Origin of the sequence: Gordonia sp. UCD-TK1, assembly GCF_001691435.1 — a bacterium.
Lineage (GTDB): Bacteria > Actinomycetota > Actinomycetes > Mycobacteriales > Mycobacteriaceae > Gordonia > Gordonia hongkongensis.
Map to the genome: position 1 here is coordinate 181620 of NZ_LZMP01000057.1, position 26432 is coordinate 208051.

A 26432-nucleotide genomic window follows, 5' to 3' on the forward strand; every position below is an offset into this window, starting at 1 on the left:
TTGAATCTAGCCAGCCTCACCGACGATCTCAGGGTGAAAGCCCGAGTTCTCACCGATGCGTCCGACCGCCGGTCCGCGGGATGGTCGGAACATGAGGACTTTCGTCGCCGAACGGGGCCGTGCTGTGGCCCGCGAACGAATCACAGCGCGGCCGACCGTCAAGCGCGCACGGCACGTGCTGCTGTGGATACACGTGCTCTCGTCCGTCTGTTGGATGAGCCAGGCGCTCGCGATGGCGGTTCTGATGCTGAATCCCGGGGACGGGGGCGCGGTCGCCGCGCACGTCCTCGACACCACGGTCCTGGTGGTCTCTGCCAATGTGTCCGCGATGTCGGGATTCCTGCTGTCCGCGACGACGCCCTGGGGCTTCTTCCTCCACTGGTGGGTTCTCGTGAAGTTCGCGATCACGGTGAGCCAGCTCGTCGTCGGGATCGCGGTGCTCTCACCAGCTCTCGACTCGGCGGCGCGCGCCCGTGAAGTCGCGTCGGCCGGCTTGCTCGCGTCGACGGTCCTGATGGCCACGTTGATCGCGTTCCAGGCCTGGCTGTCGATCGCGAAACCGTGGTCGCGCGTGCCGCGCCGGACCCGCGGCAAGGCGCCGGTTCCAGGGACGGCGGTCCGGGTCGCGGCGCCCGTCGCGCTCCTCGCCGACGTCGGGGTGTTCGTCGTCGTCGGTCAACCCATCCCGCTGTGCTCGGTACTCGTGCTCGTCGCCGCGCTCATCGGACGCCGGTCCGCGGGAACATCGATGTCATAGGTCGCGTTTACCCTGGCACTATGGCTTTTGCAGCAGAACGCCCCGTCATCGCGCACTCGGAGTTCCGGCCGGTCGGCGAGATCGAGCGGACCGATGCCCGCCTGCAGGTCGTCAGCGAGTACGAACCGGCCGGCGACCAGCCCGCCGCCATCGAAGACCTCACCCGCCGGATCAAGGCCGGGGAGAAGGACATCGTCCTCCTCGGCGCGACCGGCACCGGAAAGTCGGCGACCACGGCCTGGCTCATCGAGCAGGTCCAGCGCCCGACGCTCGTGATGGCGCCGAACAAGACGCTCGCGGCGCAGCTCGCGAACGAACTGCGCGAGATGCTGCCCAACAACGCCGTCGAGTACTTCGTCTCGTACTACGACTACTACCAACCAGAGGCGTACATCGCGCAGACCGACACCTACATCGAAAAGGACTCGTCGATCAACGACGACGTCGAGCGCCTACGTCACTCGGCGACGTCGAGCCTGCTGTCGCGACGCGACGTGGTCGTCGTCGCCTCGGTGTCCTGCATCTACGGCCTCGGTACGCCGCAGTCCTATCTCGACCGGTCCGTCGAGATCGAGGTCGGTCAGGAGATCGATCGCGACGCCCTGCTGCGACTGCTCGTCGACGTCCAGTACACGCGCAACGACATGTCGTTCACCCGCGGCAGCTTCCGGGTGCGCGGGGACACGGTCGAGATCATCCCGTCCTATGAGGAACTGGCTGTGCGCATCGAGTTCTTCGGCGACGAGGTCGAGTCGCTGTACTTCCTGCATCCGCTGACCGGTGACGTGGTGCGCCAGGTCGACTCGCTGCGCATCTTCCCGGCCACCCATTATGTTGCCGGGCCCGAGCGCATGGAGAAGGCGATGGCGAGCATCGAGCGCGAGCTCGAGGAACGACTCGCCGAGCTGGAGGGCAAGGGCAAGCTGCTGGAGGCCCAGCGTCTGCGCATGCGCACCACCTACGACCTGGAGATGATGCGTCAGGTCGGGTTCTGCTCGGGCATCGAGAACTACTCGCGCCACATCGACGGCCGAGCCGCGGGGAGCGCGCCGGCCACGCTCATCGACTACTTCCCGGACGACTTCCTCCTCGTCATCGACGAGTCGCACGTGACGGTGCCCCAGATCGGCGGCATGTACGAGGGCGACATGTCGCGCAAGCGCAACCTCGTCGAGTACGGATTCCGGTTGCCTTCGGCGGTCGACAACCGACCGCTCACATGGGACGAGTTCGTCGACCGCATCGGACAGACCGTCTATCTGTCCGCGACTCCCGGGCCCTACGAACTGGGCCAATCCAACGGCGAGTTCGTCGAACAGGTGATCCGTCCGACGGGACTCGTGGACCCGCAGGTCGTGGTGAAACCCACCAAGGGCCAGATCGACGATCTGGTCCATGAGATCCGTGAGCGAACCGATCGCGACGAGCGCGTCCTGGTGACCACCCTGACCAAGAAGATGGCCGAGGATCTCACCGATTACCTGCTCGAACTCGGTATCCGCGTCCGGTACCTGCACTCGGAGGTCGACACCCTGCGTCGTGTCGAACTGCTCCGCCAGCTGCGGTCCGGTGATTACGACGTCCTGGTCGGCATCAACCTGCTCCGCGAGGGTCTCGACCTGCCCGAGGTCTCGCTCGTCGCGATTCTCGACGCCGACAAGGAGGGCTTCCTGCGGAGCACCACGTCGCTCATCCAGACGATCGGTCGCGCGGCCCGCAACGTGTCCGGCGAGGTCCACATGTATGCGGACAAGATCACCGATTCGATGCGCAACGCCATCGACGAGACCGAGCGGCGTCGCGAGAAGCAGATCGCGTACAACAAGGCGAACGGCATCGATCCGAAGCCGCTGCGCAAGAAGATCGCCGACATCCTGGACCAGGTCTACAAGGAAGCCGAGGACGAGGCCGTGGCGGTCGGCGGTTCCGGACGCAACTCCAGCCGCGGACGCCGCGCACAGGGTGAGGTGTCGAAGGCCGGTAGTTCGGGGGTCATCGAGAAGCGTGACGTGTCGATGATGCCCCGCGCCGAGCTCGCCGACCTCGTGTCGCAACTCACCGATCAGATGATGAGTGCCGCTCGGGATCTGCAGTTCGAACTCGCCGGACGACTCCGCGACGAGATCGCCGATCTGAAGAAGGAGATGCGAGGGATGGACGCGGCCGGGATCAAGTGACGTCTGTTCGGGGTGGCAGCGTCGGGTTCACGATGTGCCGATCACCACGAACGGGGGACAGACGTGCCCGTGGCACACTAATGTCCCCGTGCAGGACCCCTGCATTGTGGGTATACGCGATGACGCCTCGCTGATGGGCAGCGAGGCGAATTCATGTCGAGAGGTTGGGATGAGCTCTTACGAAACCGTCGTCGTCGGAACGGACGGCTCCGAGTCGTCGATGAAGGCTGTGGAGCGTGCGGGTGCACTCGCGGGCGACGCTCAGTTGGTGATCGCGTGCGCGTACTTCCCGAACGAGCGCGGAGCCGGAGACGCCGCGGATGTCCTGAAAGACGAGGCGTACCAGGTCACCGGATCGACGCCGACCGAGGAGATCCTGCGAACCGCGAAGGAACGGGCCACCAAGGCCGGTGCGTCGAACGTGGTGCAGCGCCCGGTCAAGGGTGCTCCGGTCGACGCGCTCCTGCAGTTGGTGAGCGACGTCAAGGCCGATCTTCTCGTCGTGGGCAATCGCGGCCTGAATTCGATCGCCGGGCGGCTCCTCGGATCGGTTCCCGCCGATGTGGCCCGCAAGTCGGCGTGCGACGTGCTGATCGTCCACACCACCGGATAGTCGGCGAAGGGTTTCCCACCGGTGCGTTCGCACCGATGGGGTCCTGCTCAGATGTCCCCGTCTCCGCGGACGGCCGGAAATGCTCCGGCACGTCCGAGGAGTGCGGGGACATTCTTGTCGAGGGCCCGGCCCAGCCACGCGGCGGCGTCGATCAGCCCCTGCATGTCGACACCCGTGCTGACCTCGGACCGATCGAGTGCGTAGACGAGATCCTCGGACGCGATGTTGCCGGTCGCCGCGGGAGCGAACGGACACCCACCGAATCCGCCGACACTGGCGTCGATGGCGCCGGCCCCCGAATCGAGCGCGGTCAGAGCATTCGCGTAACCGGTGTTCCGCGTGTTGTGGAAATGCCAGCGCTGTGGAATACCGGGCGCACGCTCCGCCGTGCGGGCGGCGAGATCGCGGACCTGCGCCGGAACCCCGACGCCGATCGTGTCGGCGAGAGCGATCTCGTCCGGGGCGGCCTGATCGGTCAACCGCGCCACGATGTCGGAGATCCGGCGCGGGTCGACCTCGCCCGTGAACGGGCAGCCGAACGCGACCGCGATGGTCACCGTCGTCGCGAGGCCGGCCGCGCGCGCGTCGCGCACCACATCGACGGCCGCCGAAATGGTGTCCTCGACGCTGCAGCCCTGATTACGGTGGCTGAACGCCTCGGTGGCCACGACGACCGCGTTCACCTCGTCGACCGCGGAGGCGAGAGCGCGGTCGAGACCACGACGATTCAGGACGAGACCGATATAGGAGACACCGTCCACGCGGGGCACCCCGGCCATGACCTCCTCGGCGCCGGCCATCTGCGGTACGCGTTTGGGGTTCACGAAGCTCACCGCCTCGATCCGGCGCACGCCGGCGTCGACGGCCCGGGCGATGAACTCGATCTTCTCCTCGACGGAGAGCAGGGTCTGCTCGTTCTGCAACCCGTCCCGCGGGCCCACCTCGATCAACTGCACGTCTGACACCAGTCCGATCTTGCCCTGTCCGGCGCTGCGACTCCATCGATCGAGGCCCGCTCGCTTCGCTCCCGGCGCCGGTGCCCCATTCGGCCCGCTCGCTTCGCTCCCGGCGCCGGTGTCCATTCGGCCCGCTCGCTTCGCTCCCGGCGCCGGGCAATGCCATGTCCGAGATGTCGTTCTGCCCCGGTGTCGGTCGAACGACCGAATCCTACGGACCCGGAACCCCGCCATACGGTACGAGAGTGACCAGTGTGGCTCCACCGCACTCGGGTGATCCCATCTGTCACACCAGTTTTCGAACTCGTCTGATCGTCGGGAACGGCCGGTCGTGCGGGATGTATCACTTTCCGAAGCGGATGCGATGTACCGCGTATGATTCGTTGCTGTTCGACGATCGCTGCGGGGGGACGCGGGGGCGTCATCGTCGAGCGACCCAATCGCCGAAACCGACGTCGGACGACGCATGGATGACACTGTGTCCCACCGAGATGGGACTGGGGGAGACTGGCGCCCGGGGGCACCCCGCGCGCCTCGAGGGGCGGATCTACTGGATCTGACCGCGGCCCAACGCGCCATGTGGTTTGCCGAGAACCTGGTCGACGACCACTCGGTCACCGTCGCGCACTACCTCGACATCGTCGACGACGGACGCCCGTTCGATCGGGAGTTGTTCCGTCGGGGAGTACTGGAGGCGGCACGCGACCTGCAGACGGCGTACACGCGCGTGGTCGAGGTCGACGGCACGCCTCGGCAATACATCGACTTCTCTGTTCCGTTCGACGTGATCGACGTCGATCTGCGGACGCACCCGGATCCCGAAGCGGCAGCCGCCGACTGGATGCGCGCCGACCATCAGCGGTCCGTGGACCTGCTCGCCGATCCGGTCGCCGTCGCGGCCTTCATCCGGATCGCCGACGACCGGACGTACTGGTACATGCGCGGGCACCACATCGCGTTCGACGGATACGGCGCGCTGATGTGCCTGCACGAAGCGGTGGCGCGCTACAACGAGCACCGCGCACCGAATACTGCGGCGGAGGTCGCTGCCACGGTGCCGCCGCGAACCGGGCGCCGACCGGTCCGCCGCGCCAGCATCGCCGAGGTGGTCGCCGACGACGCCGCCTACCGGCAGAGCACGCGGTTCGAGAAAGACCGCGAATTCTGGCAGGAACGCGCCGCCGGGCTCCCCGAGCGGGTCAGCCTCGCTGCACACCCGGCCACCGCCGGCGTCCGCAACGAGACCGTCGTCTCCGCCGGGCTGCTCGGTCCCGAACTGGATGAGGCACTGCGTCGGTGCGCCCGGGACCTCGACGCCTCGGTTGCCGCCATCCTCACCGCCGCGTTCGCCGCGTTCCTCGCGCGCATGTCCGGCAGCGACGACATCGTCCTCAGTCTGCCGGTCACCGCACGGACGACAGCGCGCGTCCGGCACTCGGCCGGGATGGTCTCCAACATGTTGCCCCTGCGTGTGGACGGAATCTCCTCCGCGACGTGCGCCGACGTCGTCGCGGCGGTCAGCGCGGAGATCACCGCGGGTCTGCGCCATCAACGGTATCGATCCGAGGACATCAGGGCGGCAGCCGGTTTCGGTGATGCCCGCGGTACGTCGTTCGGACCGCTGGTCAACCTGTTGCTGTTCGACAAGCCGATCGTCATCGACGGCGCCCGCGTGCGCTATCACATGCTGTCCGCCGGTCTGGTCGAAGACCTGGTGATGAACGTCTTCGCGGCCGGCCCGGAGGCCCCGCTGGAAGTGGGTCTGCACGCGAACCCCACGCTGTACGGGTCGGCGGAACTCGAGGCGCACCGCGATCGCCTGCTCAACGTGCTCACACAGTTCGTCGCGCACCCCAACCGGCCGGTCACCGACCTCGACCTGCTGATGGCCGGGGAGTCGGCAACCCTGGAAGACCTCGGTTCCGGCGGGCCGGCCGTCGGCGTGGTCGGTGAGCACGTGCTGGCCGCCTTCGATCGCCAGGTCGAGTCGACGCCGGATGCGCCCGCGGTGACGTTCGGCGACACCACCCTCACCTACCGCGACTTCGCGCGTGCCTGCGACACATTCGCGGACCGGTTCACGAGTCTGGGCGCCCGGCGCGGCGATCGCATCGTCGTGGCACTGGACCGCTCGATCGAGCAGGTGTGCGCCGTGTATGCCGCGATCGGGCTGGGTGCGGCCTACGTGCCGGTCGATCCGGCCGAACCGGACGAGCGGCGACAGGCGATCATCGCCGCGGTCGAACCCGCACTGGTCGTCGACGCACACTTCGTCGCCGGTCTCGACTCCCCGCGTCGAGGTCCGACGGCATGGCCGCATCGGGAGACCCGGGTTCCGACTGATCTGGCCGCCTACGTCATCTTCACTTCGGGATCGACCGGGACGCCCAAAGGTGTCGAGATCGGTCATCGGGCGATCGAGCAACGCCTCGGGTGGATGCAGCACGGTCACCCGATCGCCGCGGGGGACGCCGTGCTGTACAAGACGCCGGCGACCTTCGACGTGTCGGTCTGGGAGTTGCTGTGGCCGTTGCGCGTCGGGGCGCGGATGGTGATCGCGATGCCCGGCGGACACCGCGATCCCGCGTACCTACGCGACCTCATCGCGCGCTCCGGCGTCACCGTCCTGCATTTCGTACCGTCCATGCTCGATGCCTATCTCGACGTGGTGCTCGGACCGGACCCCGGTGGTTCGACGACTCAGTCCGTCGACGACTTCGGCGGAACCGACACGGTGGCGCACGAACGGCTCTCCCTACCCGATCACGTGCGATGGGTGTTCACGTCGGGCGAGGCGCTGCCGGCCCGGCTCGCCCGGCGCGTACGGTCGACCACCCGTGCCGGACTGGTGAATCTGTACGGGCCGACCGAGGCGGCGATCGACGTGACCGCCCAGCGGGTCACGACGGATGGTCCGGTCGTTCCGATCGGACACCCGGTACCGGGGAACGAGGTGCGGGTCCTCGACGGCCGACTCCGTCCGGTTCCGGTCGGGGTCGCCGGCGAGTTGTATCTGGTGGGGCCGCAGCTGGCATCGTGCTACGTCGGTGCTCCGGGACTGACATCGGGCAGGTTCACGGCCGATCCGCGGGGGGACGTGGGTGCCCGGATGTACCGCACCGGGGATCTGGTCCGATGGACTGCCGACGGTGAACTGGAGTATCTGGGACGAACCGATCAGCAGATCAAGATCCGGGGTCAGCGCGTGGAACCCGGCGAGGTGGAGGCGGTGATCGCCGCGATCCCGGGCGTCGACGCGGTAGCGGTCGTCGCCCGCCGCGATCTCGGGCCCGCACCCGTTCTCGTCGCCTACCTCCGTGCTCGCCGGGATGGGTCCGTGCCCGACTCCCGCGCCGATCGTGATGCCGGTGACACCCGGCAACTGCTCGACGCCGACGCTGTGCGCGCGCACTGCCGACGGCGACTCCCCGGACACATGGTTCCGCCTGGGATCGTCTTCCTCGACGCGTTTCCCACCACCCGGTCGGGCAAGCTGGACACACGCGCGCTGCCGGTTCCCGTACTCGGCTCCACCGCAACGAGTTTCCGGACGCCGCAGACCCCGGTCGAGCGGGCGATCGTGTCGCTGGTGGAGGAGGCGTTGGACCGTGAGGGGGTCAGCGTCTCGGACAATCTCTTCGCTTTGGGTGCGGATTCGTTGCTCGCCGCCCGGATGGTGGCCCGCGCACGTGTCGACCACGGGCTGGGGATCGCCCTGACCGACGTCTTCGACGCGGTCGACCTCGCCGATCTCGCGTCACGCGCCGTGGTCGTCCCGCAGTCCGACAGGTCCGCCCCGACCCGGTCGCAACCACCACGTCCGGCGCGAATCCCGCTGTCGCAGGCGCAGACCCGGTTGTGGTTCATCAACAGGATGTCGCCGGCCGAGTCGACCTATAACATGGCGGGCGCGCTGCGCCTGGCGCACGCGCTGGACGCCGATGCCATGCACCGGGCGGTCCGGGATGTCGTGGACCGGCACGAGATCCTGCGCACGGTGTTCCCGGTCGTCGACGGCGAACCCGAGCAGCGAATCCTGGACTCGCGCACGGCTGCCGATCTTCTTGCCGGCGGGACACACGTTGAGCTCGTCGCCGGGAGCGCAGCGAGCGGGACACATGTCACTGTCGCCGGGAGCGCAGCGAGCGGGACACATGTCACTGTCGCCGGGAGCGCAGCGAGCGGGACACATGTCACCGACGCCGGAGACGATGTGGACGTGGCGATCTCCGCCATCACCGACGTGGGCTTCGATCTGGCCGAGGAGATCCCATTCCGGTACCGCCTGGTGACCGGACATCCGGATGGCGACATCGTCGTGCTGGTCCTTCATCACATCGCGGCCGACGGGCACTCGCTCCGGCCGCTGCTGCGAGATCTGATGACCGCGTACGACAGTCGACGCGCGGGTGCGGAACCGGATCTCGCGCCGTTGCCGATGCAGTACGCCGATGTCGCCGTCGAGCGCGCCGAGACGCTCGGAACGCCGGATGCGCCGTCGTCGCTTCTGGTCGAGGGCCTGGAGTTCTGGCGGGCGGAGTTGGTTGGCGCGCCGGATCTGCTGCAGTTGCCCACCGATCGGCCGCGTCCGCGGGTGATGTCGAGCCGCGGAGCGCATGTGGACACCGTGCTCGGGACGGGCCTGACCGCGGGGATCCGGCAGCTCGCGAGATCGTTGGCGGTCACCCCGTTCGCGGTGTTCCAGTCCGCCCTCGCGATCACCTTGGGTCGGCTGGCCGCGACCGACGACGTGAGTATCGGGACCGCGGTCGCCGGCCGCGACGATCCGGCGCTCGCCGACCTGGTCGGCATGTTCGTCAACACCGTCGTGCTGCGAACGACCCTGCAACCCGGGGACACCGTCGCCGACTTCGTCACCGCCGCGCATCGCCGCTGCGCGCGCGCGATGAGCCGCGCCGACGTCCCGTTCGAACGGGTCGTGGACGCTGTCGCGCCACAACGGTCGCCGTCGCACTCGCCGCTGTTCCAGGTCGCGCTGACGGTTCAACCCGATCAGTTGGCCGAGCTCGCCCGATGGGCCGGGTCCGCAGAGGTCCTCGATGCCCGGGTACCGTCCGCGAAGTACGACGTGACCGTGTCGGTCACCGACCGCACCGACCGTTACGACGTCGAATTCGCCTATGCAACCGACCTTTTCGACGACGCTACGGTGCGTGACATGGCGCGGCGGCTGGAGTTCGTCCTGGAGCAGATGGTGCACGAGTCGTCGCGGAGCATCGGTGCGATCGACCTGCTCCGCCCGGACGAGATGCGTACCCTGGCGGCGCCGGCCCGGGGATCGCGTCCCGAGCAGACCCTCGCAACCCTGCTGACGCGCGGTCTCGCGAGCGCCGACCCCGGCGCCCCTGCCCTGCTCGGGGAGAGCGCGGTCCGCTGGTCCGAGGTGACAACCACGACCAATCAGATCGCCCGCGTCCTGATCGAACGCGGCATCGGCCCAGGCGACGTCGTCGCGGTGAGCATCCCGCGCTCGCCTCGGTCGGTCCTGGCCGTACTGGGCGTGGCCATGAGCGGCGCCGCCTTCGTGATGATCGACTCCCGTCTGCCCGCCGCCCGCCGTTCGGCGATGCTCGCCGACAGCGGCGCGGTTCTGGTCATCACGGCGGATCCCGCCACCACGGACAACGCCGGGTCCTCGGCGACCCGATCCACGGTCGCGGAGCTGGTTCTCGATGACCTCGAGGTGGATCTGGGCATCGCCGGACGGCCGACGCACCGGGTGGCCGACGCCGAGCGGGTACGGCCGATCGCCCTCGACGACGCGGCCTATCTCCAATTCACCTCCGGGTCCACCGGCCGGCCCAAGGCCGTCACGGTGACCAACGCCGGGTTCGCCGAACTGGTCGGCGAGCAGCAGCATCGCTTGGGCGCGGGCCCGGACTCGCGCATACTCCACGTCGCCGCACCGGGATTCGATGTCGCGGTCTGGGAGATCGTGTTCGCGGTGTGTTCGGGCGCCCAGCTGACGATCAGCCCACCCGAGGTGTTCGCCGGTCCCGAGCTGGCGACCATCATCGCCCGTCACCGGGTCACCCACACGATCATGACGCCCACCGCGCTCGCCACTCTCGATCCTGCGGCGGTGCCCGAACTCTCGGTCGTGATGGTGGCGGGCGAGGCCTGCCCTCCGGAGTTGGTCGCGAGGTGGCACGCGGCCGGCCGCCCGCTGCTCAATCTCTACGGTCCCAGCGAGACCACGATCTGGGCCACCGCCTCCGCGCCCCTCCGGCCCGCGGAACCGGTCACTATCGGTGGGCCGATCGCCGGAGTCGGCGTCCGGGTCCTCGACGCCTGCCTGCGTCCGGTGCCGGACGGTGTCCTGGGTGAGCTGTACCTGTCGGGACGGGCACTCGGGCGCGGCTACCACGGTCGTCCCGGACTGACGGCGGGCCGGTTCGTCGCCGATCCGTTCGAGACCGGGGGGCGGATGTACCGCACCGGTGACCTCGTCACGCGCACACCGTCCGGCGACATCGTCTACCACGGGCGCAACGACTTCCAGATCAAGATCCGCGGCATGCGGGTCGAACCCGGCGAGGTCGACGGCGTGCTCGCAAGCCATCCCGATGTGGACATCGCGGTCACCGTCGGGACGTCGACACCGGCTGGGGACACGGTGCTGGTGTCGTATGTGACCGCCCCTGCCGACCGGGTCCCCGCACCCGAGCACATCCTCGACCACGCCGCCGCCCGTCTCCCGTCGCACCTCGTGCCGCACACCGTGGTGGTGCTCGACGAGTTGCCGATGACCCGGACCGGCAAGGTCGACCGCCGCGCCCTGCCCGCGGTGGAGATCTCGCCCGCACGTGAATATGTCGGCCCCCGCAGCCGGCTCGAGGGCGTCGTGGCCCAGATCTTCGCCGACGTGCTCGGTCTGCGGGAGGTCAGCGTGTACGACGGGTTCTTCGAACTCGGCGGGAGCTCGCTGTCGGCGACCAAGGTCGCCTATCGCGTCGAACAGCATGTCGGACGCCGCGTGCCGATGTCGCTGCTCTTCGAGAACCCGACCGTCGCGGACTTCGTGGCGGCGGTGGCGACGGCCGACCGGGCGGTCTCGGGACGCATGCTGACGCCGCGCGAACGCACTCATCTCGTCGACCTCACGGGGGTGCAGCGCGGCCTGTGGTCGATCAACCAGACCGATCCGGCCTCGCCCGCCTACAACGTCGGCCTGACCCTGGAACTCGACGGCCGGCTCGACGTCCCGGCCCTCACGGGCGCGGTGGGTGACCTCGTCGCACGGCACGAGTCACTGCGCACCCGTTATCCGCTGCACGACGGCACACCGGTGCAACTCATCATCCCCGCTGCGGATGCGGTGCACGCGTTGCGGATTCCGCTCGTCGATCTCGCCGGTGACCGGCCCGACATGCCCGCCGAGGACCGGTTGGGCGCCGAGGTCGCCGCTGTCGTCGGAGCGGGTTTCGACCTGACCGGCCCCCCGGCGGTACGCGCGACGATCCTGCGGGTGAGCCCGGACCGGCACTTGTTGGTGTTCGTCGTCCACCACATCAACGCCGACGGTGGGTCGCTAGGCCCGCTGGCCCGCGACCTCGCCGAGTTCTACTCCGCCCGCATCTCGGGGCGAGCCGGATCGAGAAGTGCGGTGGGGCAGCGCGTGCAGTTCGCCGACTATGCGATCTGGCACGCCGAGCGCCTGCAGACCACGCGGCCCGACGGGGAGACGGAACGGCAGCGTCAACTGCGGTACTGGGGGCAGCGTCTGGATCGGGCGGGGGAGCCGGCGACGATCCCGACCGACCGGCCCCGGCCCGTGGAGCCCCGCCATGTGGGCGGAGTCGTCGATCTCGACATCCCGTCGTCGACCGCGACGATGCTCCGTCAGATGGCGCGGGTGGGCAACACGACGCAGTTCGCCGTCCTGCACGCGGCGATCGCGGTCCTGATCGGGCGGTTGTCGGGAAGCGACGACATCGTCATCGGCACACCGTTCGCCGGTCGTGATGATCCCGCCCTGACCGACATGGTGGGGATGCTCGCGACCACGGTGCCCCTGCGTACGCGGCTTCGCCTCGACGAGCCGTTCGCGGAGCTCTTGCGACGGGTGCACACCGATGATTTCGCCGACCTGGGTCACACCGACGTGTCCTTCGACGAGATCGTCGATCATCTCGCCCGGACCGACCGTGCGTCGGTCCGCCGCGGACGCCGCAACCCGTTGTTCTCGGTGATGCTCTCGTACCAGAATCTCGAGTTCCCGGACATCGAACTCGACGGGCTGCATGTCCGGCCGCGTCTGCCCGAGTCCTTTCCCGCCAAGGTGGACCTCGAGGTCATGCTCTACCCGGGCGACCCCGACGGCGTCGACCGGAACGGCGCGTTGGGCGGGCAGATCGCCTTCGATACCGATCTCTTCGACCCCGGCACGGTGGCCCTGTTCGCCGAGAGGTTCCGAAATCTGTTGGCCGACATCGTGTCACGGCCGGACACTGCGATCGGGGATCTCGCCGTCTGGGCGGAGCAGAACGCGCCGGATGTGCGCGGAACCGATGCCGTTCGGCCGCTGCACGAGCTGGTGTCGGAGGTCGCGGCCGTCGCGCCCGACACGGTCATCGGCGTCGCGGGGGCGCCACAGGTGACCTTCGCCGATCTCGAGGCAACCGCGGTCGCCATGTCGATGTCGATTCCCGACGAAGACCCGGCGGAGGCGTTGACGATCGCCGTGGCGACGCTCCTCGCCGACGCCGACCGGTCCATCGACGAGGTCTTCGACAGCGTGCGCACCGCCGCCGATGCCGTCGTGCACGGCCACACGGGCGCCGGATCGGGCGCGGTCCAGCGAAATCGAGTGGAACCCGCGTGACGTCGGACACCTCGATTCCCCGCACCTCGACGGGGCACGCCCAGCCGTCGCTGCGCCGCCCGTCCGCGCTTCGGCTGCTGGCGCTCGCCGCCGCCCATGCGGGCGACGACGAGGCGATGTCCGGGGCGGCCGGCCCGGTGACCTTCCGTGCTCTGCACCGCCGGGTCTCGGTCTCGGCGATCACCCTGGCGGAGCGGGGCGTCGCGCCCGACGCCGCCCTCCGCGCAACGGTGACGGCGCTGATGCCGCGGGCGGGGCTGAGCGGATCGCAACTCGCTACCGCCGCGGCCGGAATCGTCGATGAACTCGACCGGCGGATCACCGAGATCCTGGGCCTCGGTGACCGCGAGTCGCTGCCGGGGCTCTTCCGGATCGCCGCACGACGACGTGCCGACGCCGTCGCTCTCGCCGACCTCGACGGAGTGTCGCTCACCTACCGGGAACTCGACGAGCGCTCCGAACGGATGGCGCACGCCCTCGTCGATCGTGGTGCGGGTCCCGAAACACTCGTGGGGGTCGCGCTTCCGCGCTCGGTGGACCTCATCGTGGCGTTGCTCGCGGTTCTCAAGACCGGTGCGGCCTATCTACCCCTCGACCGGACACATCCGGTTGCGCGCCTGCGCGGGATCGTCGAGGACGCGTCGCCGGTCGCCGTCGTGGTCGACGCCGAGACGGTCGGGGCCTGGGCTGCGATGCCCGTGCCGCTGTGCACGCCGCAGGACCTGTTGGCGCAGTACGACATCGATGTCCGGTCGGTCTCGATCCCACCGCTGCCGGAGCAGGTGGCCGCGCAGTCGAGCGCCTACGTGATGTACACCTCCGGATCCACCGGGCGCCCCAAAGGCGTTGTCGTCACCCACGACAACGTGGTGTCGCTGCTCGATGCGCTCGACGCCGTCGTGGAGAGTTCGCCCGCCGACGTGTGGTCGATGTTCCACTCCTACGCGTTCGACGTCTCGGTCGGCGAGATCTGGGCCGCACTGCGCGTCGGCGGTCGTCTCCTCGTGCTCGACCATGCGACGACCCGCGCCCCGGACGACGTGGTCGAGGCATTCGACCGGCACGGGGTCACGATCGTCAACTTCACCCCGTCGTCGTTCTATCAGTTCGCGGCGGTCGTCCGCCCGCCCCTCGGCCGTCGATTGCCGGAGTCCGTTCGGCGCCTGCACTTCTCGGGCGAACTCCTCGACTACGAGCATGTCCGGACATGGCAGACGGACCGGGCGGCCGACGGGTCGGCGACCCGTCCCGGCGCCGATGTCGCGGGCCCGCAATTGAACAACATGTACGGTCCCACCGAGACCACCGTCTACATGACCCGTCGGGAACTGACGCGCGCCTTCGTCGACCGGGCAACCGCCTCCGACATCGGGACCCCCCTGCTCGGTTCGCGGGTGTACGTCCTCGACGGTCGGCTCGCCGCCGTGCCCGACGGCGTGCCCGGTGAACTGTACGTCGCGGGCGCCCAGGTCACCCGCGGGTTCCTGAACCGGCACGGTCAGACGTCCACGCGGTACGTCGCCGACCCGTTCGGACCGCCGGGCGGTCGGATGTACCGGACCGGCGACATCGGGATGTCCCGCAACGGGTCCATCGAATTCGTGGGACGACGCGATGGCCAGGTGAAACTCCGCGGCTTCCGGATCGAGCTGGGAGAGGTCGAGTCGGCGATGTCGGCGCTCGACGGCGTCGACGCGGCGGGGGCGGACATCCGTACGCTCGGCGACACCGAGCATCTCGTCGGCTACTTCGTCGCCGCGGGCGGCGCCGCTTCGTCGGCCGTTGACGCAGTCGGGCTGTCGGACAGCGAGATCCGTACGCGCCTGGCGACCGCGGTGCCGGAGTACATGGTGCCCACCCGGTTCGTCCGGCTACCGCGACTGCCGCTCACCGTGAACGGCAAGCTCGATCGCGGCGCGCTGCCTGATCCGGGGTTCGGCGATGGCCCGGAGGTCGCCGAGCCGCCCGCCGGCGCGACCGAGGCGGCCCTGGCCGCACTGGTCGCCGAGATCTTGGGCGTGAGCGACGTCGGGGTCACCACGTCGTTGTTCGATCTCGGTGGCAACTCGCTCACCGCTACCCGGGYGGCCRCCCGGGCAGCCGAGCAATTCGGCACGACGGTCTCCGCGCGAGATGTGTTCGCAGATCCGACGGTCCGGGGTCTGGCAGCGGTCATCGACGGACGCGACCCCGGAGACCACGACGGACGCGGGGGAGCTGATCGCCGGGTGCCCCTGCGCCGAGTGGGCCGCGACGGGGTGCTCCCGTTGTCGCCCGCACAGCGTCGAATCTGGTTTCTGGAGACGCTGGATCCGGGCGGGGCCGGGTATCTCATCCCGGCCGTGCTCCGCCTCGATGCCGCATCGGGTTCTGGTCTGGAGGCGGCGGGTGACCGGTCCCCGGACCCTGCGGTCGTCGCCGCGGCTCTCGCGGATCTGCTTGCGCGACATGAGGTGCTGCGCACGCGATTCGTATCGGTGGACGGCGTTCCCGAGCAGGTCATCGCGCCCGCGGGAGACCCTCGACACGACGTCCGGGTGACACCCCCGATCGACATGCGCGGCGCCGACGAGGGCGACGTCACGGCCACCATCGCCGAGATCACCAGTCGTGGATTCGATCTCGAAGCCGGTGCGCCTGTTCGGGCCCGCCTGATCCGCGTCGCCGACGACGCCGTGATCCTGGTCCTGGTGGTGCACCACATCATCAGCGACGGTGGCTCGGTCGCGCCGATGGTCACCGACTTCGTCACCGCGTACGAGGCGCGCGCGGCCGGCCGCGAACCCAGCTGGGCGCCACTGCCGATCCAGTACGTCGACTACTCGGTGTGGCAGCACCATCGGCTCGGGGACGCCGCCGACCCCACGTCTCTCGCAGCACGTCAGCTCGACCACTGGCGAACCCGTCTCGCCGGGGTGCCGGCACTCATCGAGTTGCCGGTGGACCGGCCGCGCACCCCGGTTCGGGACGACTCGGGTGCCGAGCTGTCGGCGACGTTCGACGCCGCCACCTGGAACGCTCTGGGAGACCTCGCCGGTCGGCACGGCGCGACGATGTTCATGGCCGTCCACGCCCTGCTCGCGGTCACTCTCGTCCGGTCCGGCGCCGACGAGGACGTCGTCATCGGGACCCCGGTCGCGGGTCGGGGCGAGCGCGATCTGGACCCATTGATCGGGATGTTCGTCAACACGCTGGCGCTGCGCAGCCGGGTGCGTCGAGCGGCCTCGTTCACCGATCTGCTGGACGACATCCGCGAGATCGATGTGACCGCACTCGATCACGCCGATCTACCGTTCGAGACCGTGGTCGACGAGGTCGTCGCGGTACGCGACACCGCGCATCCGCCGCTGGTCCAGGTCGCTCTGGCATTCCAGAACGCCGCACGGCCGACCGTCGAACTGCCGGGGGTCGTCGTCTCCGAGATCGAGGTCCCGGTCACCACCGCGAAGGTCGACCTGCAGATCACGGTCCTCGACGAGCCGGGCCGCAGCCCGGCCGACGACACGCGCGTGATCGTCACCTATGCCACCGCCCTCTTCGATGCCGGCACGGTGGACGCGTTCGTCCGTCGGATGACCGCCATCGCGCGAGCGGTGGTGGACGAGCCGCACACGCCGGTCGGCGACCTGTCCACCGGAGACGATCACTCGGATGCGGTGATCGCGGCACCGGGTCTCGCGTCGGCGAGGTCGACGCTCGCCGACCTGCTGGACGCCGCGATCGCCGTGAACCCCGTCGGCATCGCGGTCACCGAGAACGGGCAGCACCTGACGTACACCGAGCTCGACCTCCGTACGCGCCGGCTGGCCGACGTACTTCGTGCGCGCGGCGCCGCGCCGGACGCCGTGATCGCCCTCGCCACACCGAGATCTCTCGAAGGCACGGTCGGGTTCTGGGCGATCGCGCGCACGGGCGCGGCGGTGGCGCCCGTCGACCCCGGCCTGCCCGGGGAGCGCCTGCGCTACATGCTGGCCACCGTCGACGCGCGTCTGGGGGTCACCTCGTCCGAGGCCGTCGCCGGGCTGCGACCGGCGGCTGCGGCGGTGGACTGGGTCGTTGCCGAACAGCTCGGCGGTCCGGACGAGACCGGAGTCGCGTCCGCCCGACGTCCGCGCCCCGACGAGACGGCCTATGTCATCTTCACGTCCGGCTCGACCGGCCGGCCGAAAGGCGTCGCGGTCACCCACCGCGGGCTGGCCGATCTGGTCGCCGATGCCCGTGCGAGATTCGGACTCACGCCGGCGGCGCGCGTACTCCGCTTCGCGGCACCGGGTTTCGACGCCGCGGTGTTCGAGACACTGGTCGCGGTGGCGGCCGCGTCGACCATGGTCGTGGTGCCCGGCGGGGTCACGGGCGGCTCCGAACTCGCGGCGATCCTGCGGCGGGAGCGCATCACCCACGCGACGATCACCCCGACCGCCCTCGCCACGGTGTCCGAGGCGGTCACCGAATCGGGCGCGGCGACCGGCACCGGGTTCCCCGATCTCGAGGTCATCTCCGTCGCCGGTGACGTCTGTTCGCCGGAACTGGTCCGGGCATGGTCCGCCGGTCGCTCGATGCGCAATCTCTACGGTCCCACCGAGACCACCATCTGGGCGACATCGTCGGCACCGATGCGGCCCGACTCCGCGGTCACCATCGGCGGTCCGATCGCCGGTGTCACCGCCGCAGTTCTCGATTCCCGCCTGCATCCCGTTCCCGCCGGCGTGGCCGGTGAACTGTATCTGGCGGGTTCCGCCCTCGCCGCCGGCTACGTCGGCCAGACCGCGCTGACCGCCGAGCGCTTCGTCGCGGCACCGTTCGGCGCGCCGGGCGAGCGGATGTACCGGACCGGTGATCTCGTACGATGGCGCCGACGGAGCGGCCGCTGGACGTTGGACTTCCTGGGCCGCAGCGACTTCCAGGTCAAGATACGGGGTTTCCGGATCGAACTCGGTGAGATCGACGCGGTTCTCGGCGAGCACCCCGGGGTGGATTTCTCGACGACCGCCGGAATCGAACACCCGACCTCGGGTGAGACGGTCCTCGTGTCCTGGGTCCATGGTGTCGCCGGCGCTGCGCCCGACACCGCAGACGTCGCGACCCACGCGGCTCGACGGCTCCCCGCCCACATGGTGCCCACCGTGATCGTGCCGATCGACGACATCCCGCTGACGGCCACCGGAAAGCTCGACAGCAGGGCGTTGCCCACACCGCGTTTCGGTGAACACGTCCACGTCCGTCCGTCGACGGCAACCGAGCAGGCGGTCGCCGCGGTCTACGCCGAGGTCCTCGGACTCGATGCCGCGGAGGAGGTGTCGGCCGAGGCGTCGTTCTTCGATCTCGGCGGCACCTCGCTGTCGGCGACCCGGGTGGTGGCCCGCCTGGATGGCTCGCTCGGCGTGGAGATCGGAGTCCGCGCGCTGTTCGAGACGCCGACGGTCCGGGCGCTGGCCGCCGCCGTCGATGCGGGGCAACACGGTCGCGGTCCCGATCTGCCCGCGCTCGAGGCGATCCGCCGGCCGGACCCGGTACCCCTCTCGTACGCCCAGCGTCGGATGTGGTTCCTGAACCAGTTCGATCCGCACTCCGCCGCCTACGTGATCCCCATCGTGGTCCGTCTGCGCGGGGACCTCGACGTGTCCGCGATGCGGGCGGCGATCCTCGACGTCGTCGACCGCCACGAGGTGCTGCGCACGATCTACCCGACGACGACGCCCGACGGCGACACCGGCGCGGAATCCATGGCGGCCGGGTCCGCGTCGGCCGAAACGGGCGCTCGCGCCGTCGGTGTCGAACCCGTGGCGCATGCACCCGACGACTGGGCCGGGCGCATCACGATCGGGCACTCCGTGGTCCCGCCGCGGGCCGCCGCATCCTCCGACGAGGTCGTCGACCAAGAGATCCAGGAACTCGTCACGACCACGTTCGACGTGACGACGGACCTACCGGTGCGGGTGCGCGTCATCACCGCGTCGGCGGATCACCACGTACTCGTCATCGCGCTGCACCACATCGCCGCCGACGGTGAGTCGGCACCGGTGCTGGCGGTCGACATCGCGCGGGCGTACGCGGCCAGACGGTCGGGCCGCGCGCCGGACTGGCCGGCCCTGCGCCTCCAGTACGCGGATTACGCGGTGTGGCAACGACATCGGCTCGGTGACCCCGCGGACGCCGACTCCCTGATCGCGCGCCAGTTGCGGTTCTGGGCCGAGCGGTTGACCGGTCTGCCCGACATCCTCCCGCTGCCGATCGACCGCCCGCGCCCCGCCGACACCGACGGACGCGCGGCCACCGTGCGGTGGTCGTTGCCCGCGGCCGTCGTGTCGCGACTGCGCCGACGCGCCGCCGCCCGCCGTGCCACCCTGTTCATGGTCGCGCACACGGCCACCGCCGCGGTCCTCGCGCGCCTGACGTCGACGACGCGGATCGCCGTGGCCACGCCCGTCGCAGGACGTGGCCGACGCGAGATCGACCAGCTGATCGGCATGTTCGTCAACACCGTCATCCTGTCGGTCGACGTCGAGCCGCACCTCACCGTCGGCGCGTTGCTCGAGCAGGTCAAGAACGCCGACCTCGCGGCGTTCGACAACGCCGACGTGCCGTTCGAGCGGGTGATCGACGCAGTGAACCCGCAGCGCATCGAGAACGTGGAGCCGCTCGCCCAGGTGCTGCTCGTCCACTCCACGAGCGGCGGACCGGCGCTCGGCACACTGGCCGATCTCGACACCGAGTTCGTCGAGATCGAGGACACCGCCGCGAAATTCGACCTCACCATCGGTTTCCGCGAGACCGCCGACGGTGGGCTGACCGGCTCGATCGCCTATGCCACTGCGCTGTTCGACCCGGCGACCGCGGAGATGATCTCCGCGGCGTTGTCCGCGGCACTCAGCTCGCTCGCCGACGACGCCGACCTGCCGGTCGCCGACCTCCCGATCCTCACCGCAGCCGAAGCTGATGCGCAACAACAGCTCTCGGTCGGTCCCGCGGTCGTCCTGCCCGACCTCACGATCCCGGCCGCGATCGCGGCCGCCGACCATCTGCGAGCGTCGGAGGCGGTTGCGGTGCGTTTCGGGGACCGCACTCTCACCCAGCGCGAGTTCGCTGCGCGGGTGGCCACCCTCGCGCGGGAACTCATCGCGCTCGGGATCGGCCCGGAGGACTGCGTCGCGGTGTGCATGCCGCGGTCGATCGAACTGGTCATCGCGGTCCACGCGGTACTCGCCGCCGGCGGTCAGTACATGCCGGTGGCACCCGACGCTCCCTCCGGCCGCGTTCGCCACATGGTCGACACCGCGCACGCGAGGATCGCGCTGATCTGCGACGACCGGGCGCCCGCGGCGCAGGTGGTCCGCCGGACGATCGTTGTGGACGCCGCGAGCCCGGTCGACCTCGACACCGTCCCGGTCGGCGACGACGAACGTCTGTCGATACTGCGCCCCGACCACGCGGCGTACACCATCTTCACGTCGGGGTCCACCGGCCGACCCAAGGGCGTCACGGTGTCCCATCGCGCCGTACTCAACCGATTGCAATGGGGAGTCGACGAATTCGGGATCGGACCGCACGACTCGATTCTCCTGAAGACGCCTTTCACATTCGACGTGTCGGTGCCCGAACTGCTGACCCCGGCGCTGACCGGCGCCCGGTTGGTCATCGCGCCCGACGACGCACATCTCGATCCGCATTCGATGGCTCGGCTGATCGACGCCGAGCAGATCACCACGGTGCACTTCGTCCCATCGCTGCTCGCCGTGTTCATCGATGAAATCCGGCCCGCTCGCTCCGCTCCCGACGCCGGTGGCATTCGCGACGATGCGAGTTCGCCGCTGCCGAGCCTGCGACACCTCTACTGTTCCGGTGAGGCCCTGCCACCGGCGACGCTGCGGGCGACGCGCGCGGCGCTCCCACACGTACGCGTCTCCAACCTGTTCGGTCCCACCGAAGCCGCCGTCGAGGTCGCCGTCGCGACTCCGGACCCCGGCGCGGACGTGGTGCCCATCGGGCGGCCGGTGTGGAACACCCAGACGTTCGTCTTCGACGCACGCTTGCGTCCCGTGCCGGCGGGGGTCACCGGCGAGTTGTATCTGGGAGGCGTCCAGCTCGCCCGCGGATATGCGGCGCGGCCGGACCTCACCGCCGAACGGTTCGTCGCCGATCCCGCAGGCGGCGGCCGACGCCTGTACCGCACCGGCGACCTCGTCCGGCGTAACCGTGCGGGCGACCTGGAGTACCTGGGACGCAGCGACTTCCAGGTCAAACTCCGCGGACAGCGGATCGAACTCGGTGAGATCGAGGCGGTCCTGTCCGGCATCGACGGCGTACGCCAGGCCGTGGTCACCGTCGCGCGCGCCCCGGGCGGTTCGGACAACCTGGTGGGATATCTCATCGGACCCGGCGGCGGTGGACCGGACGGGGACGAGTTCATCGCACGCGCGCGGGAGGCGGTGGCCGCGTCGTTGCCGGCGTACATGCGGCCGACACTGTGGGTGCCGCTGACCGAAGCGCCGCTCGGCAGCACCGGGAAACTGGACCGGAAATCGCTCCCGGCGCCGCGCTTCGACCCGTTGTCGGAAGCCGTCCACGACGACGCCGCACCCGCCGACGACGCGGAACGGACCGTCGCCGCAGTCGTTGCATCACTGCTCGGGGTCGAGGACGTCCCGGTGACCCGGTCGTTCTTCGAACTCGGCGGGGACTCCATCGCCTCCATCCGCCTCACGTCGATGCTGCGCGCCGCGGGGCTCCATCTGACCCCGCGCGATGTGTTCGCGGCGTCGACCATCCGTGAGCTGGCCCGTCGTGCACAGACGGAGGCGATCCGGGGACTTGACGAAATGCCGGGCGGGGCAATCGGTTCGGTCGGGATGACCCCGGGCCTGGCGTGGATGCTCGACCTCGCCGACGACCCGGACGACCTCGCGGACTTCTCGCAGAGCACGGTGCTCGCGCTCCCGGTCGAGGCGGACGAGGCCGCCGTCCGTGCGGTGGTGATCGCGGTCGTCGCGGCCCATCCGATGCTGACCGCATCGCTGCGGTCCGACTCCGCCGGAGAACCGACTGTCGTGGCGGGCGACGGCGACCCGGGTGACATCACGGTCGAGATCCTCGACCGCTCGGACATCTCGACATCGAGCCGGCCATCGACGCCGGCGCGCTCCGTCGACGGCGCCGTTCGGGCAGCCCACGCGCGCGCCCTCGCGACCTTGTCGCCGGCCGAGGGACGACTGGTCGCGGCGATCGGCGTCCGCTTCGCCGACGGCACCGGGCGACTCGTCGTCGCCGCCCATCATCTCGGCGTCGACGCCGTGTCGTGGCCGACCATCGTGGCCGGTCTGGGACGCGCGTGGTGGCAGTACCGCAACGGGGAGACGCCGGGCCTCGCGGCCTCGGGCACCTCGTTCCGGCGCTGGTCGGGTGTGCTGGCCGGACTCGCCGACCGCGCGGAGGAGATCGAGTGGTGGTCGCGCCAGCTGCCGCCGACCCCGACGGCGTGGGAGATCGACCGGGCCCGGGACCGTCTCGCGACCACGATCTCGGTGTCCCGCACCGTCGGCGCCGGTCTGGCCGAGCGGGTCTTGGGCACGGTCACCGAGATGTTCGGTGCGCGCCCGGACACCGTGGTGGCCGCGGCCGTGGCATTCGCGCTGCGGGATCCGCTCACGGCGTCCGGTCCGGTGTCGATGGTGATCGAGAACCACGGCCGCGAAGAAGGCATCGCACCCGGCGCCGACCTGGCCGAGACGGTCGGATGGTTCACCTCGTTCGTACCCGTGAGCGTGGACGTCCCCGGGCCGGTGGAGGCGACCGGCACAGCAGCTCGGGGTGAGACCGTCGCGGACGTCACCCCCGGTCATCGTCTGGCGACGATGGTCAAGGCGCTCAAGGACACTCAGTCCCGAATGCCGGACAACGGCATCGCGTTCGGGCCGCTGCGATGGTTGCGTCCCGGCTCGCCGCTGCGAAACCGGTCCCTCCCGCCGATCACGGTCAATTACCTGGGGCTGCTCGGGGGTGGAGACGTCCACGACACCGATTCGACGGCAACGGATTTCGTGCCGATCGGGGACGCGCCGCCGCTTCCGCCGTCGGTTCGGGGAGACATGGTCGCGTTGGCGGCGCTGACCGTGACGGCCGCCTCGGTGGCGACCGCGGGGGGTCGGGAGTTGCGAGTGGACCTCACCGCACCCGAAGGGTTGTTCGACCAGTCCGCGCTGGGCGGGATCGCCGATCGCTGGGAATCGGCACTGTCCTCGCTCGCCGCGTATGTGGATGCCGTGGGCGACCCGGGTCCGAGTGAGACCGACGTGATCGGCGGGCTCGACCAGACGGACATCGACCACGTGCTCGCCGCCCGGACACGCGCAGCACGGACGCGCGGCCGCTACGCGATCTGGCCGCCGACGCCGCTTCAACAGGGGCTCTTCTACGAGTCCGAGCGGCTGGTCGGCGTCGATCCCTATGTGACCCAGTCGGTCATCGAGTTCGACGGAGCTCACCCCGCCGACATGCTCATGCCGGCCGTCCGCGAACTGCTGACCAGGCAACGGGTACTGCGCTCGGGGTTCACCCGCACACCGTCGGGTCGACTGGTCGTGGTGGTACCCCCGGCCGATCATCCCGCGGTGACCGAACCCGACTTCCGCGGCGTGGACCTCACCGGTCTGAGCATGGCCGACGCGGCCTCGCGGGTCGTGCAGATCGCCGACGAGGACCTACGACGCCCGTTTGTCCTGGACGACCCGCCGCTCATCCGGTTCTCCGCGGTGTCCCACGACACGGTGACGGGCCCGGCGCACACACTGGTCATCACCGCACACCACATCATCCTGGACGGATGGTCGGGGCCGATTCTCGTCGCCGACCTCCTCGCGGCCCACCTCGGCCGCCCGGCGATCACGCCGGAACGTGACTTCGAGTCCTACCTCGATTGGCTCGACCGACGCGACGCCGCGACCGCGATCACCGCCTGGCGCGAGCATCTCGCCGACATCGTTCCGACGCTGGTCCGTCCACAGGTGCACCCCGGTTCCGACCGCGAGCCCCGGCGGCTCGAGGTGACGGCGCGGGTGTCCGCGACCACCCGGGCCGCCCTCGAACGGACGGTGCGGACGCTGGGCACGACGACGAGCACCGTGCTGAATGCGGCATGGTCGATCGTGTTGGCCCGCTTCACCGGCGAGCAACGAGTCGTCTTCGGTGAGACGGTGTCGGGGCGGCCCGCCGACCTCGACGGTGCCGACGGCATGATCGGCCTGTTCATCAACACCGTGCCGGTCGTTGCCGACGTCGCACCGGGTCGATCGCTGGCCGCTCTCATCGGTGAACTGCACCACGCCCGCGCCCGCATGCTCGACCACCAGTTCGTCGGACTCGGCGACATCACCACGGCGACCGGGCATCCGCGACTGTTCGACACCCTCGTGGTCTTCGAGTCGTATCCGGTCGACGCGGACACGGTCGTGGCGGGGTCGCGGACCTCGGGCCTCGAGATCCGCGACGTGAGCACGTCCGACGCCACGCACTATCCGCTCGCGCTCATCGCCGCACCGGAGGGCGACGACCTCTGCCTCACGGTCAAGACGGATCTGTCCGCCGTCGGCGAGGGTGTCGCCGAGACGGTCGCCGCCATGCTGACCGACCTGCTCGACGCGGTGATCGACGACCCGTCCGTGCCGGTGGCCGCGCTCGACCCGATGCCGACTGCCCTGCGCCCGACGGTCGAGGGTTGGTCGCGTGGTGTGGAGGTGGGGTTGGGGTGGTCGGGTCGTTCGGTGGGGTCGGTGGTTGCTGAGCGGGTGGGGTTGTCGGTGGGTTCGGTGGCGGTGCGGGTGGGTGGTCGGGTGGTGTCGTATGGGGAGTTCGGTGGGTTGGTGGGGGGTGTTGCGCGGGAGTTGTCGGGGTTGGGTGTGGGTGTGGATTCGGCTGTGGGTGTGGTGATGTCGCGGTCGTTGGAGTTGTTGGTGGCGGTGCATGCGGTGGTGGCTGTGGGTGGTCGGTATGTGCCGGTGGAGGTGGATGCGCCTGCGGAGCGGGTGGGGTTCATGTTGTCGACGGCGGGTGTGGGTGTGGTGTTGGTGCGGGCGGGGGATGTGGGTGGGGGGAGTGTTGTTGCGGGGGATGTGGGTGGGGGGAGTGTTGTTGCGGGGGTTGAGGGGGTTGTGGGTGTTGGGGGTGTGCGGCGTGTGGTGGTGGATTGTGGTGAGGGGGTGGGTGTTTCGGTTGATGGTGTGGTGGTTGGTGAGGGGTTGGGTGTGGGTTTGTTGGGTGAGGTGGTGTCGGGTGTGGGGGAGGTGCCGGGTGGTGCGGGTGTGTACACGCTGTTCACGTCTGGGTCGACGGGTCGGCCGAAGGGTGTGACGGTGTCGCAGTCTGCGGTGGTGAATCGGTTGGGGTGGATGCAGTCGTTGTTCGGGTTGCAGGGGCGGGATGTGGTGTTGTGGAAGACGCCGGTGTCGTTTGATGTGTCGGTGTGGGAGTTGTTCTGGCCGTTGATGGTTGGTGCTTCGGTGGTGGTGGCGGAGCCGGGTGGTCATCGGGATCCGTGGTATGTGGCGTCGGTGGTGGAGCGGTTCGGGGTGTCGGTGTGTCATTTTGTGCCGTCGATGTTGTCGGTGTTTGTGGATGCTCTCGGGGAGTCGGTGCCGCAGGAGTCGGTGCTGCGGGGTTCGGGCCGGGTGAGTTCGGGCGGGTTGGGTTCGGGGTTGGGGTCGTTGCGTCAGGTGTTTTGTTCGGGTGAGGCGTTGGGTGTGGGTGCGGTGGAGGGGTTGCGGGGGTTGGTGCCGGGGGTGCGGGTGGTGAATTTGTATGGGCCGACTGAGGCGGCGGTGGATGTGACGTCGTATGTGGTGTCGGGTGGTGAGGTGGTGGTGCCGATTGGTCGGGCGGTGCCGAATGTGTCGGTGTGGGTGTTGGATTCGCGGTTGCGTCCGGTGCCGGTGGGTGTGGTGGGTGAGTTGTATCTGGGTGGTGTGCAGGTGGCGCGGGGGTATGCGTCGCGGGCGGGGTTGACTGCGGAGCGGTTTGTGGCGGATCCGTTTGGTGGGGTGGGTGTGCGGTTGTATCGGACGGGTGATCGGGTGCGGTGGAGTGGTGTGGGTGAGTT

General features: G+C 69.6%; 6 protein-coding genes. 5 read left to right on the forward strand and 1 reads right to left on the reverse strand.

The window, feature by feature from the left end; translation table 11 throughout:
* Nucleotides 1-91 precede the first annotated feature (91 nt).
* The 3 genes from A9310_RS22115 (at nt 92) to A9310_RS22125 (ending at nt 3547) form a co-directional block, all read left to right on the forward strand.
* Entirely contained in the window at nt 92-757 is a 666-nt protein-coding gene (locus tag A9310_RS22115) for a hypothetical protein (protein WP_065632417.1), read from the forward strand.
* Nucleotides 758-777: 20 nt separating this feature from the next.
* The gene (gene uvrB / locus A9310_RS22120; RefSeq protein WP_058251857.1) at nt 778-2934 is read left to right on the forward strand and encodes an excinuclease ABC subunit UvrB; all 2157 of its coding nucleotides are present in this window, start codon (nt 778-780) and stop codon (nt 2932-2934) included.
* A 169-nt stretch (nt 2935-3103) separates the two neighbouring features.
* The gene (locus tag A9310_RS22125; protein ID WP_058251858.1) at nt 3104-3547 is read left to right on the forward strand and encodes a universal stress protein; all 444 of its coding nucleotides are present in this window, start codon (nt 3104-3106) and stop codon (nt 3545-3547) included.
* A 47-nt stretch (nt 3548-3594) separates the two neighbouring features.
* Here A9310_RS22125 and A9310_RS22130 read toward each other — a convergent pair whose 3' ends face one another.
* Nucleotides 3595-4512 carry a hydroxymethylglutaryl-CoA lyase gene (locus tag A9310_RS22130; protein ID WP_065632418.1) on the reverse strand — a complete coding sequence of 306 codons (918 nt, stop codon included), beginning with the start codon at nt 4510-4512 and terminating at the stop codon, nt 3595-3597.
* Nucleotides 4513-4969: 457 nt separating this feature from the next.
* On the opposite strand from A9310_RS22130, the gene A9310_RS22135 reads away from it, so the two are divergent.
* Nucleotides 4970-13348, forward strand: a complete 8379-nt coding sequence (locus tag A9310_RS22135; RefSeq protein WP_083207483.1) for an amino acid adenylation domain-containing protein — start codon at nt 4970-4972, stop codon at nt 13346-13348.
* The coding region (locus tag A9310_RS22140) for a non-ribosomal peptide synthetase (RefSeq protein WP_065632396.1) at nt 13345-26432 on the forward strand (13088 nt) is incomplete at its 3' end. The genes A9310_RS22135 and A9310_RS22140, both read left to right, overlap by 4 nt.